This window comes from Streptomyces litchfieldiae, from assembly GCF_031845365.1.
GTDB classification, from domain to species: domain Bacteria; phylum Actinomycetota; class Actinomycetes; order Streptomycetales; family Streptomycetaceae; genus Streptomyces; species Streptomyces litchfieldiae.
In genome coordinates this window covers 99,727-115,554 of sequence record NZ_JAVREL010000021.1, presented here as the reverse complement: position 1 = coordinate 115,554, position 15,828 = coordinate 99,727, and the positions used below count along the sequence as shown (strand labels likewise).

The following is a 15,828-nucleotide window of genomic DNA, read 5'->3' as shown; positions in this document are numbered from 1 at the left end:
CGCCCGACTCCGTTCTCCAGGGGGCTATCCCAGCGGGAAGGCGTCTGTCACCCTACGCGGGACGCTCCTCGGTGCGCCACGTGCGGCCAATCCCCAGTAAGGTCGGGCGCGTAGACAGGAGGTTCACGGGGTGCTGTACGGGGCGATGAAGGTATCCGTCGGGGCGGGGCTCAAGCTGGTCTTCCGCCCCTGGGTGGAGGGCAAGGAGCACGTCCCGGCCGAGGGGCCGGCGATTCTGGCCAGCAACCACCTGTCGTTCTCCGACTCGTTCTTCCTGCCGGCCGTGCTCGACCGCAAGGTGACGTTCATCGCCAAGGCCGAGTACTTCACCTCGCCCGGGATCAAGGGGCGGCTGACCGCGGCCTTCTTCAAGGGCGTCGGCCAGCTCCCGGTGGACCGCTCGGGCGCGCGGGGCGCCGGCGAGGCCGCGATACGCAGCGGCATCGCCGTGCTGGAGCGGGGCGAGCTGTTCGGGATCTACCCGGAGGGGACGCGCTCGCCCGACGGGCGGCTGTACCGGGGCAAGCCCGGCGGCCTGGCCCGGGTCGCGCTGGCCACGGGGGCGCCGGTGCTGCCGGTCGCGATGATCGACACGGAGAAGATCCAGCCGCCCGGCAAGGTGGTGCCCAAGCTGATGCGGCCGGGCATCCGGATCGGGGAGCCGCTGGACTTCAGCCGGTACCAGGGCATGGAGGGCGACCGTTTCATCCTCCGGTCGATCACCGATGAGGTGATGTACGCCATCATGAAGCTCTCCGGCCAGGAGTATGTGGACATCTACGCCACGGCCGCCAAGCGGATGATCGCCGAGGAGGCGCAGCGCAAGGCCGGGGAGCAGCAGGACGGGTAACGTCCGGGCGAGGGGGAGGGGATCATGGCCGGGGCACCGGCGATATCGGTGGAACTGCCCATGTGGCGGGCGCTGACCGGCTACCGGGTGCTGACGCTGGGGTACGCGATCGGGCTGTTCCTCCTGGGCTACGACGACTACGACGACTACGGCCGGCCGCTGGTCGGCATCGCCTATCTGACCGCGCTGACGGCGTGGACGCTGGCGACGTTCACCAGGGTGTCCTCGGCGGAGCGGTGTTCGCCGCGTTTCCTGGCCGGCGACCTGGTCATGGCCGTGACCGGGATCCTGCTCAGCCCGGTCGCCGACCCGGGGAACCACGTCGGCCCCACCCTGTCGTCCATCTGGTCGGCCGGCGCGGTGCTGGGCGTGGCCCTGAAGGGCGGCTGGCGCTGGGGGGCCGCGGCGGCGGTGGTGGTGGGCGTCGCCAACCTCGTCGAGGACGGCGACTTCTCCGGCGTGATGCTGCACAACGTGGTGCTGATCTGCGTGGCGGCCATCACCATCGGCTATGTGGTCGAGGTGGCGCGGGCCAGCGAACGCGCCCTCGCCCGGGCGCTGCGCGTGGAGGCCGCGACCCGGGAGCGGGAGCGGCTGGCGCGGGACATCCACGACAGCGTGCTCCAGGTGCTGGCGATGGTGCAGCGGCGGGGCACGGCGGTCGGCGGCGAGGCGGCGGAGCTGGGCCGGCTGGCGGGGGAGCAGGAGCGGGCGCTGCGGGCCCTGGTCGGCGCGGAGTCCGGCGAACCGGCGGCGGAGGACGAGACGGATCTGGGCACACTGCTGGCGGGCGTGGCCTCGGCGGGCGGGCGGGGCACCTATTCGGGCCCGGGCGGCCCGGTGCCGCTGCCGGCGCACGCGGCCCGGGAGGTGACGGCGGCGGTCGCCGCGGCGCTGGACAACGTGCGGCTCCACGCGGGCGAGAGCGCCCACGCGTGGATCCTGCTGGAGGACGAGCCCGACGGGATCCTGGTGACCGTGCGGGACGACGGTCCGGGCATCCCGGACGGGCGGCTGGCCGCCGCGGAGGCGGAGGGGCGGCTGGGCGCGGCCCTGTCGATCCGCGGCCGGCTGCGGGACCTGGGCGGCAGCGCGACGTGGCTGTCCACGCCCGGACAGGGCACCGAGGTGGAGCTGCGGCTGCCCCGGCGCGGAACGGTGGGCGAGAGGGAGGCACGGGTATGGGCGAGCGGCCGTTGACCGTGATGGTCGTGGACGACCACCCGATGTGGCGGGACGCGGTGGCCCGCGACCTGGGCGAGGCGGGCTGCGAGGTGGTGGCCACGGCCGGCGACGGCCCGGGCGCGGTGCGCCGCGCGCTGGCGGTGCGACCGGACGTGCTGGTCCTGGACCTCAACCTGCCCGGGCTGCCCGGCGCGGAGGTGTGCCGCCAACTCGCGGGGGACGTCAAGGTGCTGGTGCTCTCCGCGAGCGGCGAGCAGGAGGACGTGCTGGAGGCGGTGAAGGCCGGGGCGACGGGCTACCTGGTGAAATCGGCCAGCGCGGCGGAGCTGGTGGACGCGGTCCGCCGGACGGCGGCGGGCGACGCGGTGTTCACCCCGGGCCTGGCGGGCCTGGTCCTCGGCGAATACCGCAGACTGGCCACGGCCCCCGCCCCCCGCACCCCCGGCGCCCCCGAGGTGCCGCACCTGACGGACCGCGAGACGGAGGTCCTGCGGCTGGTGGCCAAGGGTCTCACCTACCGCCAGATCGCCGACCGCCTGGTGATTTCGCACCGGACGGTGCAGAACCATGTCCAGAACACGCTGGGCAAGCTGCAGCTTCACAACCGGGCGGAACTGGTGCGCTACGCGATCGAGAGCGGGCTCGACGGCGGGGAGTAGCTGGCGCAGGGTGCTTCCCCGCCCACCCACCCCCTCCGAGAGGGGGGCGGGTGGGGGAGGAAAACCGGCGCGGAGCGCCGGGCTGCGCCCGCCCTCCGGCCTTGCGCTGCCGCGCCGAGGCTACGCTTCCGTCCGCGTCCCCGACGCCGTTTCCAGCAGTGTGCTCGCGATGGACGGGCCGTTCAGGGTCAGGACCGATTCGGGGTGGAATTGGACGCCAGTGAAGCCGGGGCCGCGGATCGCGTGGACCTCGTTCGTCGCCTCGTCGCGGGCCACCGCGATCCCGCGGGGGGCCAGCGCCCCGGCCGTGGCCGCGTCGCAGCGCGCCGTGAACGAGTTGTAGAACCCGACCGTCTCCGCGCGGCCGAAGAGGTCGATCCGTTCCTGCGCCCCCTGGTAGGGGCTCGCCTTCCGCACCACCGGCAGCCCCAGCTCCGCCGCGATCAGCTCATGGCCGAGGCAGACCCCGACCACCCCGTGCCGGGGCGCCGCCAGCAGTTCGGCGGTCAGCGCGCGCAGCATCCGCATCTTGGGGTCGGCCGCGTCGTTCGGGTCGCCCGGGCCGGGGCCCAGGACCACGGGGCCCGGGTGCGCCAGCGCCCGTTCCCGCGCGCCGGGCGCGTCGTAGCGCACCACCGACACCTCCGCGCCCGTCGCCCGCAGCAGATGCGCCAGCATCGAGGTGAACGTGTCCTCGCCGTCGACCACCAGCACCTTCCCGCGCGGCGCCCCCTCCGGCGCGGGCGTCCGCATCCGCAGCCAGAACGGGGCCAGCCCGGCGCGGCGCCCGGCCAGTGCCGCCCGGACCCGGGGGTCGTCCCCGAGCCGGGGGCGGGCGGTCTCCGCCGCCGGGGCGCCGGGCCGGACGCCGAGGGCGGTCATGACGGCCGCCGCCTTGGCGTGCGTCTCGGCGACCTCGTTCGCCGGGTCGGAGCCGCGCACCAGCGTCGCGCCAACCGGGACCCGCAGCCGCCCGTCGGCCGCGTCGATGTCGGCGGTCCGGATCAGGATGGGCGAGTCGAGCGTCGCCGCGCCCCCGGCGTCCTGCCCCAGCAGGGCCAGCGCCCCGGCGTAGTAGCCGCGCCCGCCCCGCTCGTGGCGGCTGATGACGCGGCAGGCGTTCTCCACCGGGCTGCCGGTGACCGTGGCGGCGAACATGGTCTCGCGCAGCACGTCCCGCACGTCCATCGAGCTGCGCCCGCGCAGTTCGAACTCCGTGTGCGCCAGGTGCGCCATCTCGCGCAGCCGCGGCCCGACGACCAGCCCGCCCTGGTCGCCGACGGTGCACATCATCTTCAGTTCCTCGTCGACGACCATGGACAGCTCCTCGTTCTCCTTGCGGTCGGCGAGGAACGCGAGCAGCCCCTCCGCGGTGGGCCCGTCGGCGGGATAGCGGTAGGTGCCGCTGATGGGGTTCATCACGACGGTGCCGCCGCTCATCCGCACATGCACCTCGGGGCTCGCGCCGACCAGCACGCGCTGCCCGGTGTGCACCACGAACGTCCAGTACGCGCCGCGTTCGGCGATCAGCAGCCGGCGGAAGAGCGCGAGCGCGGTGCGGCGCGAGAAACCGTCGATCCGGCCGGTGAAGGTGCGCCTGATCACGAAGTTCGCGCCCTGCCCGGCGCCGATCTCGTCGGCCACCACGTCGGCGACGATCCGCTCGTACGCCTCGTCGGAGACGTCGAACGCGCCGTCCCGCACCGTGACCTCGTCCGCGGGCAGCGCGTCGAGCACCTCCGTCAGCGGCAGTTCGTGGGTCTCCTCGGGCAGCAGCACGGACAGCGGCGTGCCGTCGTCGGTCGCCTCGAAGCCGCGCTCCGCGATCTGGCGGAACGGGACGAGCGCCAGCGCGGTCCGCCGCGCGGGCAGGTCGGCGAGCCGTTCGAGCTCGGCGACGGGGCCGGTCAGCACCTCGACCAGGCCGGTGTCATGGCCGGGGGTGCGGCGGCGCAGCAGGGCGAACGGGGTGTCGCCGTCCGCCAGCGCCTGGAGCAGGGCGGTGGTGCGGTCCATGGTGGGAGTCCCTTCCGGGGTTCGAGAGAGAGGGACGGCCCGCACACACGCCGAAGGCCGCCCCTCGGGCGGCCTTCGCGTCGGTCATCTGGAACGCGCAGTCAGTGGGCCGCCTCGGAAGCGGTCCACCACCAGCTACGGGTGTGCTGCGCGATCATGCCGGGCACTATACGCGATGCGCCTGTTGTCTCACTCCCCGATCGGGGCGGAAAACAGGTGGACGTCACCCCGTAACCTGGAGCGCGTGACCGTGAACGCTGACAGCAGCACTTCGATCGCCACCTCCTGGCGAGACCTGCCCGCGGCGCAGCAGCCCGACTACCCGGATCTCGAGGCTCTGCGCGCTGTGACCGCGGACCTCCAGTCGTATCCGCCGCTCGTCTTCGCGGGGGAGTGCGACCAGCTTCGGGCCCGCATGGGCGCGGTCGCCCGGGGCGAGGCGTTCCTGCTGCAGGGCGGCGACTGTGCCGAGGCGTTCGACCAGGTCAGCGCGGACCAGATCCGGGCGAAGCTGAAGACGCTGCTCCAGATGAGCGCGGTGCTCACGTACGCGGCGGCGGTGCCGGTGGTCAAGGTCGGCCGCATCGCCGGGCAGTACTCCAAGCCCCGTTCGAAGCCGACCGAGACGCGCGACGGTGTGACGTTGCCCACCTACCGGGGCGACTCGGTCAACGGCGCGGAGTTCACCGCCGAGGCGCGGGTGCCGGACCCGGAGCGGCTGCGGCGGATGTACCACGCGTCGGCCTCCACGCTGAACCTGGTGCGCGGCTTCACCACCGGCGGCTACGCCGACCTGCGCCAGGTGCACGCGTGGAACCAGGACTTCGTGCGCACCTCGGCCGCCGGTCAGCGCTACGAGGCGCTGGCGCGCGAGATCGACAACGCGCTGAACTTCATGAAGGCGTGCGGCGCCGACCCGGCGGAGTTCCATTCGGTGGAGTTCTACGCGTCGCACGAGGCGCTGCTGCTGGACTACGAGGCGGCGCTGACCCGCACGGACTCGCGCAGCGGGCGGCTGTACGACGTGTCGGGGCACATGGTGTGGATCGGGGAGCGCACCCGGCAGTTGGACGGCGCGCACATCGCGTTCGCCGCCTCCATTCGCAACCCGATCGGCGTCAAGCTGGGCCCGACCACCTCGCCCGAGGAGGCGCTGGCCCTGATCGACCGCCTGGACCCGGAGCGGGAGCCGGGGCGGCTCACGTTCATCACGCGCATGGGCGCGGACAAGATTCGCGACCGGCTGCCCGGGCTGGTGGAGAAGGTCACCGCGTCCGGCGCGCAGGTCGCCTGGGTCTGCGACCCGATGCACGGGAACACGTTCGAGGCCGCCTCCGGGCACAAGACGCGGCGGTTCGACGACGTGCTGGACGAGGTCAAGGGCTTCTTCGAGGTGCACAAGGGCCTGGGCACGCACCCGGGCGGCATCCATGTGGAGCTGACCGGCGACGACGTGACCGAGTGCGTGGGCGGCGGGGACGAGATTTTCGTCGACGACCTGCACCAGCGGTACGAGACGGCCTGCGACCCGCGGCTGAACCGCAGCCAGTCGCTGGATCTGGCGTTCCTGGTCGCGGAGATGTACCGCGCCTGACGCGCGTGGCGCGGCGGTGCCCCGGGCGTGGCCGGTGCCACAGCCCGGGGCACTGTTGCCGCCCTCCGGCCGAGAGGTAAGGTTAGGTTTACCTCAGTAAGCCACCGGAGGGGTGAAGCGTGTACGTCTGCTCGTGCTTCGGCATCACGGAGCAGCAGGTGCGTGACCACGCCGCGGCCGGGGCGTGCACCCCGCGGCAGATCGCCTCCGAGTGCAAGGCCGGCACGGACTGCGGCTCGTGCGTGCGGCGCATCCAGGGTCTGCTGGGCCGGGGTGGCTGCCCGCGCCGGGAGACCCCGGCGGTGGCTCCGGCCGTGCCCGCGGCACCCGCCGTCTCGCTTGCCTAGGGCCTGTATCGAGTTCCCGCCCGGGCCCGCGACGCCAGTCACGGCACCTCGCCGCTCCCCCAGACTCCGTCTGGGAGGTGCCCCCAGCCGAATCGCGCGAATACGGCCGGGTATGAGCTGCGATCCGGTGCCTTGCTGGGGGTACCTCCCAGGCCCCCAAGGGCCTGGGGGGGGGCACCGCGTCTGACGCCGCGGGCTGATCCGACCGGGAACTCGATACAGGCCCTAGCGGCCTCAGGCGCTGCTGGGCTGCTCGATCTGCTGGGCGATGTAGAGCGATTCGCCGAGCTTCTCCACCAGTTCGATCTGGGTCTCCAGGTAGTCGATGTGGTGCTCCTCGTCCTTGAGGATCGACTCGAAGATCTTGGCCGAGGTGATGTCTCCCTTGGCCCGCATGACCTCGATGCCGCGCCGGAGGCGGTCGATCGCCTCCACCTCGATCTCGCGGTCCGCCCGGAACATCTCGGTGACCGTCTGCCCGATTCGGACGTGGAACAGCCGCTGGTAGTTCGGCAGGCCCTCCAGGAAGAGGATCCGGTCGGTGAGCACCTCGGCGTGCCGCATCTCGTCGAAGGACTCGGCTCGGGTGTAGGCCGCCAGCTTGGCCCAGCCGAAGTTCTCCTGCATCTTCGCGTGCAGGAAGTACTGGTTGATGGCGGTCAGTTCGGCGGTCAGTTGTTCGTTCAGGAACTCGATGACCTCGGGGTCGCCCTGCATCGCGGCACACTCCTTCTGCGGATGTGAGGGGAAGGATTCGCTGTCCGCGCATGGTGGCACCACGCGGGCGATCCGTCCAGTAAGCGAAGCCTTACCGAATTACCCCGATTCTCGGGCGATCGTCCCAGGTGGCAGGGGTGGCGGGGTGGCGGTGCGAGCGTCCGGAACGGGTCTGTCACCATGGAGGCATGGGTCATCCGGACAGCCGCGCAGGGGAGGCGCCGGAAGAGGACGCGCGCCGGCTGCCGCCGGGCCAGCGGGCACAGCGCGGATGGCCGGTGACGCACTACGGGCCGGTGCCCCGGTTCCGGCCGGAGCGCTGGGAGTTCCGGGTATTCGGGGCCACCGCGGACGGCGACAAGCGCTGCTGGAACCACGAGGAGTTCGCCGCGCTGCCGCACGAGACCGTCGTGGCCGATCTGCACTGCGTCACCAAGTTCAGCATGCTGGGCGTCGAGTGGGGCGGGGTCCGGGCGGCCACGATCCTCGCCCTCGCCCCGCCCGCGCCCGGCGTCACCCATGTGATGGTGTGGGCCGAGTACGGCTACAGCGCCAATCTGCGGCTGGCCGACTTCGCTGCCGAGTCCACCCTGTTCGCCACCCACCGGGCCGGCGAGCTGCTGACCGCCGAGCACGGATTCCCGCTGCGGCTGGTCGTGCCGCAGCTCTACGCCTGGAAGGGGCCCAAGTGGGTCCGCGGCGTCGAGTACATGACGACCGACCGCCGCGGCTTCTGGGAGGAGCGCGGCTATCACAACGTCGGCGACCCCTGGCGCGAGCAGCGCTACTCCTATCAGGAGGAGCCGGGCGACGGCCCGGAGCTCTGAGCCGCCCCGGACGTCACCGACGCGCGCAGCTCCTTGAGCCGGGCCACGTCGCGGGTGTGCCCCTCGGCCCGGCCCGGCGTCTCGATCACCAGCGGCACCCCCGCCGTCGCCGGATGCCGGAACAGCTCGGCGAACGGCGCGGCGCCGATGTGCCCCGCGCCGATGTTCGCGTGCCGGTCCTTGTGCGCGCCGACCACGTCCTGGGAGTCGTTGGCGTGCACGAGCTTCAGCCGGCCCGGGCCCGCCACCCGCACCAGCTCGTCCAGCGCCGCCGCGGCGCCGCCGGGCGCCGCGAGGTCGTGGCCGGCGGCGAACACATGGCAGGTGTCCAGGCAGACGCCCAGCCGGGGATGGCGGTCCAGCGCGTCGAGATACGGGCCCAGGTCCGCGATCCGCGAGCACAGCGAGGCGCCCTGACCCGCCGTCGGCTCCAGCAGCAGATCCGGCCCGGCGCCGGCGTCCTCGGACAGCTCGGCGAGCAGCGGCAGCAGCAGCCGCCGCACCTGGGCCAGTGCCTCCGGCCGGCCCCGGCCGCCGGTCGCCGACCCGGTGTGCACCACGACGCCGCGCGCCCCTATCACCGCGGCGCGGCGCAGGGAATGGCGCAGTGACACCACCGACAGCTCGGCCGTCAGGGCGTTGTGGGAGCCGAGGTTGATCAGATAGGGCGCGTGCACATAGGCCGCCAGGCCCTCGGCGGCGCACGCCGCGCGGAACTCCTCGTCCTGCGCCGGCCGGCCCGGCGGGGTCGCCCAGCCACGCGGATTGGCGACGAAGACCTGGACGGCCTCGGCGCCCAGCGCCCGGGCATAGGGAACGCCAACGGCGGCCAGGCCCCCGGCTACGGGAACATGGCCGCCGATGGGATTGCGGTCGCGATCGGTCACCGTCCCAGCCTGCCAGGCGGTGACCGGCCGGTCAGTACGGGCCGTTGACGTTGTCGATCGAACCGTAGCGGTCCCACGCGTAGTTGGCGGCCGCGGTGATGTTTGCCACCGGGTCGTAGATGTCGTACGGCGTGCCCTCGACGTGATAGGCGTCAAACGTCGGCTGAATCACCTGGAGCAGACCTATGGACGGCGTTCCATTGATCGCGTTGATATCCCAGAGATTGATCGCGTTCGGGTCGCCGCTGGACTCGCGCATGATGTTCCGGTAGAGGCCGTCATAGGTGCCCGGAATTCCCTTCGCCGCCATGATGTCCAGCGCCTCGCGGATCCAGCCGTCCAGGTCGTTGGTGTAGGTCGGCGCGGCGACCGGCTCGGGGGCCGGCGCCTCGGCCACCGGCTCGGCGGCCGCCTCGGCCTCGGCCTCGGCCTCGGCCTCCGCCTCCGCCTCGGCCGCGGCGGCGGCCTCACGCTCGGCGGCGCGGCTCGCCGCCTCCTCCTCGGCCCGCTCCTCCGCGGCGCGGCGCTCCGCCTCGGCCTGCTCCGCGGCCTCGCGCTCGGCGTCCTCGGCGGCCTGCCGCGCGGCGGCGCGCTGCCCCGCCACGGCGTCGGCCAGCACGGACTCGGAGGCCGGCGCCAGCTCGACGTGGGTGGTGTCCTCCGCCGGGGCGGGGTCGGACGGCTGCCGCTGACCGGGGATGTCGACGGCCTTGATGTCCCAGCCCACGGCCCGGGCGTTGTGCTGGTCGATGACGGCCCGGCCCGAATCGGCGGACGCCGGGACGACGGTGAGCGCCAGAGCGGCCGCGCCCGCCGTGGCGAGGGCGGCGGTCGTGGTCTTCCGCAATCGGGACTTGCGGGGTGTGGCAGTGCTGCGGTGAGCGGGCATGGGGACCTCGTATTCCTTCGCGCGGAAAGCGATTGGCCCTTGTTAACAGCACTTAAAAACCGAGCGCAATGAGCCCCAGTACTAATGGGGATAGTGCCCGGCCGGGAAATTGTTCGGCGAAAGGGAGGCGAAATCCCGGTCCCTGGGAGGGGTCCGGGCCCGGTCACCGGCACACTACGAAAGCACTACGTACCTTCGTATGTGACGCAGCTCCTATGACCGGGCTCACACCTCATCGGTGTTTCGCGGCGGCAAAGTCGTGCGGGGCGGTGCGCGACCGGACCCGGGAAGGTGTCAGCGCACCCAGATCGTGATCGTCGAGCCGCGGGGCGCCAGGTCCCCGCTGTGCACGGACTGGTTGAACACCTCGCCGGTGAAGAAGATCTGGTTCACGTTGACCTCGAAGCCCGCCGCCTCCAGGCGGTCTCGCGCGTCGCCCTCGCTCATGCCGCGCACGTCGGGCACCTCGATCATCTCCGGCCCCTTGGAGAGCGTGAGGTGGATCGTGTCACCCTCGCCGGTGCCCAGGCCGGCCGCCGGGGACTGCTCGGCGACCGTGCCGGCCTCCTCCTCGGAGAAGACGCGCTCCTCCGCCACCTCGACCTCGAAGCCCGCCGCCGTCAGCTCGGCCACCGCCGCGTCCTCCGTCGCCCCCACCACGTCGGGCACGAAGACCTCCCGGCCCTTGCTGACCGCCAGGTTCACCGGGGAGTCCGGCCGGCGCTCCTCGCCCGCGGCCGGGTCGGTCTCGATCACCGAGCCCCGGGGCACCTCGGTGGAGTACCGCCAGCGCTCCTCGCCCGGGGTGAGGCCGGCCTCCTCCAGCTCGCGCTGGGCGTCCTCCAGGGGCATGCCCCGGACGTTGGGCACCTCGATGATCTCCGGGCCCACCGAAACGGTGATGGTGACCGTCGAGTTCTTCCGGACGCGCTCGCCGCGCGCCGGATCGGTGCGGATGACGTGCCCCTCCTCCACGGTCTCGGAGAAGTCCTCCTCGACCCGCACGTTCAGCCCGGCGTCCTCCAGCTCCTCCAGGGCCTCGGCCTGCGGCATGTCGTACACGCCCGGGGTCCGGATGAACTGCCCCGAGTTGATGTACCAGACGCCGACGCCGCCCGCGATCAGCAGCAGCGCCGTCACGATCAGTGCGGCCAGCCGGCGGCGCGGCAGGCTCCGCCACCCGCCGGCGGGCGCGGGCCGCGCCCCGGGCGGCGGGGGCGGCAGGTCGATGCGGCTGGTGACGTTCATCCCGTCCGGGCCCGTGGCCGCCACCCCCGGCGGGCGCGGCACCACGCGGGTGCGCTCCTCCGGGTCCACGGCCGGGCCGCCGTCCGCCGCCCCCTCGGCGAGCGGGTACGGCTCCGCGTCCAGTTGCTCCTCGGTCAGCGCGGCCCGCGCGGCCCGCGCCAGCGACAGCATCCCGGCGGCGTCGGCCGGCCGGGCGCCCGGGTCGCGGGCCGCCGCACGCGCCACCAGCCCGTCCAGCGCGGCCGGCAGCCCCGCGACCGCCAGCGACGGCGCCGGGACATCCTCGTTCACATGGGCGTACAGCACGCGCGCGGGGGAGTCCCCGGTGTGCGGCTTGACGCCGGTCAGCATCTCGTACAGCAGGATCCCGCACGCGTACACGTCGGTGCGGGCGTCGACCGTGCCGCCCTCGATCTGCTCGGGCGCCAGGTAGGACACCGTGCCCAGCAGCGTCCCGGTGGTGGCCGAGGTCTGGCCGTCCACCCCCCGCACCAGGCCGAAGTCGGCCACCTTCACCCGGCCGTCGTCGCCGATCAGCACGTTCTCCGGCTTGATGTCGCGGTGCACCAGCCCGGCGCGGTGCGCGGCGGCGAGCCCGGCCAGCACCGGCTCCAGGATGTCCAGCACCGCGCGCGGGCGCAGCGCGCCGCCGTCGCGCAGCACGTCCCGCAGCGTGCAGCCACCGACGTACTCCATGGCGAGGTAGACATAGGCGCCGTCGGTGCCCTGGTCCAGGACCCCCACGATGTTCGGGTGGTCCAGCCGGGCCACGGACTTGGCCTCCCGGATGAACCGCTCGACGAACGCGCGGTCCCCCGCCAGCGAGGGATGCATCACCTTCAGGGCGAGCACCCGGTCCAGCCGGGTGTCCAGCGCCCGGTAGACCGTCGCCATGCCGCCCACGGCGATCCGCTCATCAACGCGGTAACGACCGTCGAGAACATGCCCGATCAGCGGGTCCTGAAGGGTGGTATCCACGGCTGATGAGTCTACGAGGCGGCCGGGGAGGTCCCGCCGCTCACCACCGTCCCGGTGCAGGACTGGAGCCGAACAGTGACGGAAACGGTCACGATCCGGTCGACAGCTCCAGCTCCCGGCGGATCTCGATCTCGATGTCGATGCCCATCACTTCGTAGCCCGTCTCGACCTCGTCGCCCAGGACGTCCGGGTCGCTTGCCTCGCCCGCGTTCGTCCAGTGGACGAGGGATGCCTCCCGGGCGGCGATCAGCTCGCCGATCAGGCCGTCGATCTCCGCGGGCCACTCGTCGGCCGCCAGCGCCGCCGCCTCGCCGCTGACCGAGTCCGCCATCCGCCCGGCCCACTCCTGGCGCGCGGCCAGGTCCTCCTCCTCCAGCGGCTCGCCCCAGATCGTCATCTCCAGGGGCGTGGTGACCTCCAGATAGCGGAGCTGGTCCTCGTTCATCGAGCTCGCGTCCCCGCGCAGCGACGTGGTCAGGTCCGAGCCGCCGACCTGGCCGAAGAAGCACAGGATCTCGCGGTCGCCCAGGTCCCAGGTCTCGGCGCTGGGGTAGTAGTAGAAGAGCTGGACGTCCAGCGGCAGCGTCCAGGTGTCCAGGACGTATCCCTGGACCAGGGCGTCGCACTCCTGGTTGGCGACGGTGAACATCTCGTCCTCGCCCGGGAAGCCGTCGTACCCCTCGACCTGCGCGATGCCGAACGCCTCCGCCTCGTGCGGCTCGTCGCACGGCAGGCCGGTGACGGTCATCTCCTCGCCGCCCTCGTCGAACGAGTCCAGCCCCGTGCCGGAGTCGAAGCAGTCGCCGACCTCGATGTCGAAGACGCTGAGGGACGTGCCGCCCTCCGCCCCGGGCTCCTCGGTCGGCTCCTCGGTCGGCTCCTCCTCCAACTCCCCCGGGGGCGGCGCCGCCTGGGTGGTCCGGCCGCCGCTGTGGTCGTCCCACATGCTCGCCGGAACGATGACGGACAGCGCCACGATCTGCGCCGCCGCGACCGTCACGGCGGCCACGGCCAGCCCCTTGCCGCGCTCGGCGCGGACGTCCATCCGGGCCAGCGCCAGGATGCCCAGCACCAGGCCCAGCGGGAAGAGGAACAACGCCGCGACGAACGAGCCGACCGCCATGCTGCTGAACGGCCGGGCCGGCCACGGCGGTTGGCCATGGGGCGCGGGCGCGCCGGGCGGCGGGAAGCCGTACTGCGGCGGTGGCGGGGGGAAGCCATACCCGGGCTGCTGCTGCGGCTGCTGCTGCGACGCGTGCGGGGGCGGCGGTGGCACGGTCGGGCCCTGGGGGACCGCCCAGGGGGCGCGGCCGTCCGGCGGCTGCGGTGTGGTCACGGTTCCCCCCAAGGGTATGAAGCGGTGTCCTGCGTCGATCCCCCGGACAACAGCGTGGATCGTATATCAGTGCGAGAACGCCGGCCGTTCCGGATCGAACGCCGCCAGCCCCGCCATGGGGGAGGACGCCTCCGCGAAGTGCCGGCGCGGAATCCGCCCCGCGAGATGCGCGAGCCGCCCCGCCGCCACAGCATGCCGCATCGCGCGCGCCATCAGCACCGGGCGCCGGGCGCGGGTCACCGCCGAGGCCAGCATCACGCCCGCGCACCCCAGCTCCATCGCCAGCGCCGCGTCGGACGCCGTGCCCGCGCCCGCGTCCAGGATCACCGGCACCCCGGCCCGTTCGGTGATGAGCTGGAAGTTGTGCGGGTTGCGGATGCCGAGCCCCGAGCCGATGGGCGAGCCCAGCGGCATGATCGCCGCGCAGCCCGCCTCCTCCAGCCGCCGCGCCAGCACCGGGTCGTCGTTCGTGTACGGCAGCACCCTGAAACCGTCGTCGACCAGCGTCTCCGCCGCGTCCAGCGTGGCCACCGGGTCGGGCAGCAACGTCCGCTCGTCCGCGATCACTTCGAGCTTCACCAGGTCGGTGCCCAGCGCCTCCCGCGCCAGCCGAGCGGTCAGCACAGCCTCGCCCGCGGTGTAGCAGCCGGCCGTGTTCGGCAGCGGCCGGATGCCCAGGTCGTTCAGCACCGACAGCACCGAGCCCCGCACCCCGGGGTCGAGGCGGCGCATCGCCACCGTCGTCAGCTCGGTGCCCGAGGCGGCCAGCGCGTCGTGCAGCACCTGAAGGCTGGGCGCGCCGCCGGTGCCCATGATCAGGCGCGAGGTCAGGCGCAGGCCGCCCAGCAGCAGCGGGCCGTCCGCCGCGGCGGTCTCCCCGGTCTCCTTGGTCTTCTTGGACTCGTCGGTCCCCTCGGTCATGCGGTCAGCCTCCCTGAACGGCGGTCAGCACCTCGACGCGGTCGCCCTCGGCCAGCGTGGTGCCCGGCCACTGGCCACGCGGGATCACGGTCTCGTTCACGGCGGCGGCGATCCCGGACCGGGCCGTGGTGAGGCCCGCCACCAGCGCCTGCAGCGTGGTGCCGGGCGGGAACTCGCGCCGCTCCCCGTTGACCCAGACGGTCACGCGATCACCCCCGGCACGCCGCCGAAGGCCCGTTGGGCGCTGAACGGCCGTGCGTAGTCCGGCAGTTCGCCGGTGGCCAGCGCCTCGGCCAGGGCGTCGCCGGTGACCGGGGCGAGCAGGATCCCGTTCCGGTGGTGGCCGGTGGCCAGGTGCAGCCCGGGCAGCGCGCTGGGGCCGAGCAGCGGGGCGTTGTCCGGGGTGGCCGGCCGCAGCCCGGCCCGCGTCTCCACCAGCGGCAGCTCGGTCAGCCCGGGCACCAGCTCATGGGCGTCCCGCAGCAGTTCGTACACGCCGCCCGCCGTCACCGTGGTGTCCCAGCCGCGCTCCTCGGAGGTCGCGCCGATCACCAGCTCGCCGCTGACGCGCGGCACCAGATAGACATGGCCGCCGCGCACCACCGCCCGCACCGTGCGGGAGAGGAACGGCGCGGGCCCGGCCGGCATGCGCAGCCGCAGCACCTGCCCCTTCACCGGCCGCACCGGCACCGCCACCTCCGGCGGCAGCCCCGCGAGCCCCGCGCTGCGGCTGCCGCCGGCCAGCACGGTCGCGCCGGCCGCCAGCGCCGTTCCGCTGTCGAGCAGCACGCCGGTGGCGCGCCCGCCGGAGACGGTCAACTCCCGGGCCCAGGCGCGGTGGAAGGCCACCCCGGCCCGTTCGCACGCGGTCAGCAGCGCCGCCGTCAGCAGCCGGGGGTCCGCCTGGTGGTCGCCGTCCACGCGCAGCCCGCCGCGCACCCCGGGCGCCAGCATGGGCTCCAGCTTCCGGCACTCCCGCCCGGTCAGCCACTGGGTGTCCAGCCCGCAGCGCTGCTGGAGCAGATGCAGCTCCCGCAGCTCCGCACGGTCGTCGGCGTCCAGCGCGACGGCCAGCGTGCCGCAGGCGCGGTAGCCGATGCCGGCCCCGGCCGCCTCGGCCAGCTCGGCCGCGAAGTCCGGATAACGGGCCGCCGAGGCCAGGTTGAGGTCGAGCAGCGCCTCCTCGCCGTGGTGCAGCTCGGTCACGGCGGCCAGCATCCCGGCCGCCACCTGCGCCGCGCCGCCGCCCGGCCGGGGATCGACGACGGCCGTGCGCAGTCCGCGCCCGGCCGCCCGCCAGGCGGTCACCAGCCCGATGACGCCGCCCCCGACGACCACCGCGTCGAACGAGGTCCGTGTCTCTTCCATGTCGCG

At 73.5% G+C, this 15,828-nt stretch carries 15 protein-coding genes; 6 read left to right on the top strand and 9 right to left on the bottom strand.

All coding sequences use genetic code 11. From position 1 onward, the window contains the following. Window positions 1-130 precede the first annotated feature (130 nt). From RM590_RS28835 to RM590_RS28825, 3 genes are read left to right on the top strand one after another with little or no spacing between them, the layout of a single operon-like run. Window positions 131-850: a lysophospholipid acyltransferase family protein gene (locus RM590_RS28835; RefSeq protein WP_311707677.1), complete on the top strand. Its 720-nt coding sequence runs from the start codon at window positions 131-133 to the stop codon at window positions 848-850. Window positions 851-874: 24 nt separating this feature from the next. After that, complete coding sequence (gene macS / locus RM590_RS28830) at window positions 875-2,050, top strand: MacS family sensor histidine kinase (RefSeq protein WP_311707676.1); 1,176 nt, start codon at window positions 875-877, stop codon at window positions 2,048-2,050. After that, window positions 2,032-2,694 (top strand): response regulator transcription factor, encoded by a 663-nt coding sequence (locus tag RM590_RS28825; RefSeq protein ID WP_311707675.1) that lies wholly within the window; start codon window positions 2,032-2,034, stop codon window positions 2,692-2,694. Before macS ends, RM590_RS28825 begins: the two co-directional genes overlap by 19 nt. 120 nt (window positions 2,695-2,814) lie before the next feature. Here RM590_RS28825 and RM590_RS28820 read toward each other — a convergent pair whose 3' ends face one another. Then, the gene (locus RM590_RS28820) at window positions 2,815-4,710 is read right to left on the bottom strand and encodes an anthranilate synthase family protein (RefSeq protein ID WP_311707674.1); all 1,896 of its coding nucleotides are present in this window, start codon (window positions 4,708-4,710) and stop codon (window positions 2,815-2,817) included. 235 nt (window positions 4,711-4,945) lie between these two features. Between RM590_RS28820 and RM590_RS28815 the strand changes: the two genes are divergently transcribed. Both RM590_RS28815 and RM590_RS28810 read left to right on the top strand, forming a co-directional pair. Continuing rightward, a complete protein-coding gene (locus RM590_RS28815) occupies window positions 4,946-6,304 on the top strand; it encodes a class II 3-deoxy-7-phosphoheptulonate synthase (RefSeq protein WP_394813996.1) in 1,359 nt (452 codons plus the stop codon). Between the two features lie 119 nt (window positions 6,305-6,423). Continuing rightward, window positions 6,424-6,651: a (2Fe-2S)-binding protein gene (locus RM590_RS28810; protein ID WP_311707672.1), complete on the top strand. Its 228-nt coding sequence runs from the start codon at window positions 6,424-6,426 to the stop codon at window positions 6,649-6,651. A 234-nt stretch (window positions 6,652-6,885) separates the two neighbouring features. Here the strand turns inward: RM590_RS28810 and bfr are convergent, their stop codons facing one another. Further along, entirely contained in the window at window positions 6,886-7,368 is a 483-nt protein-coding gene (bfr, locus tag RM590_RS28805; RefSeq protein ID WP_311707671.1) for a bacterioferritin, read from the bottom strand. A 188-nt stretch (window positions 7,369-7,556) separates the two neighbouring features. On the opposite strand from bfr, the gene RM590_RS28800 reads away from it, so the two are divergent. Continuing rightward, complete coding sequence (locus RM590_RS28800) at window positions 7,557-8,195, top strand: sulfite oxidase-like oxidoreductase (RefSeq protein ID WP_311707670.1); 639 nt, start codon at window positions 7,557-7,559, stop codon at window positions 8,193-8,195. On the opposite strand, the gene RM590_RS28795 is transcribed toward RM590_RS28800, so the two are convergent. The 7 genes from RM590_RS28795 to thiO all read right to left on the bottom strand — a co-directional run bounded on the left by RM590_RS28795 (window position 8,162) and on the right by thiO (window position 15,822). Next, a complete protein-coding gene (locus tag RM590_RS28795) occupies window positions 8,162-9,082 on the bottom strand; it encodes a deoxyribonuclease IV (RefSeq protein WP_311707669.1) in 921 nt (306 codons plus the stop codon). The genes RM590_RS28800 and RM590_RS28795 overlap by 34 nt on opposite strands. A gap of 31 nt (window positions 9,083-9,113) precedes the next feature. Further along, window positions 9,114-9,971 (bottom strand): transglycosylase SLT domain-containing protein, encoded by an 858-nt coding sequence (locus RM590_RS28790; protein ID WP_311707668.1) that lies wholly within the window; start codon window positions 9,969-9,971, stop codon window positions 9,114-9,116. Between the two features lie 294 nt (window positions 9,972-10,265). Continuing rightward, window positions 10,266-12,197 (bottom strand): Stk1 family PASTA domain-containing Ser/Thr kinase, encoded by a 1,932-nt coding sequence (gene pknB, locus RM590_RS28785; protein ID WP_311707667.1) that lies wholly within the window; start codon window positions 12,195-12,197, stop codon window positions 10,266-10,268. An 88-nt stretch (window positions 12,198-12,285) separates the two neighbouring features. Beyond that, window positions 12,286-13,533 (bottom strand): septum formation family protein, encoded by a 1,248-nt coding sequence (locus tag RM590_RS28780; RefSeq protein ID WP_311707666.1) that lies wholly within the window; start codon window positions 13,531-13,533, stop codon window positions 12,286-12,288. 66 nt (window positions 13,534-13,599) lie between these two features. Next, on the bottom strand, window positions 13,600-14,454 hold the full coding sequence (locus tag RM590_RS28775; RefSeq protein WP_311707665.1) for a thiazole synthase: 855 nt from the start codon (window positions 14,452-14,454) through the stop codon (window positions 13,600-13,602). Window positions 14,455-14,458: 4 nt separating this feature from the next. After that, complete coding sequence (gene thiS, locus RM590_RS28770; protein WP_311707664.1) at window positions 14,459-14,659, bottom strand: sulfur carrier protein ThiS; 201 nt, start codon at window positions 14,657-14,659, stop codon at window positions 14,459-14,461. Then, complete coding sequence (gene thiO / locus RM590_RS28765) at window positions 14,656-15,822, bottom strand: glycine oxidase ThiO (protein WP_311707695.1); 1,167 nt, start codon at window positions 15,820-15,822, stop codon at window positions 14,656-14,658. Before thiO ends, thiS begins: the two co-directional genes overlap by 4 nt. Window positions 15,823-15,828 lie beyond the last annotated feature (6 nt).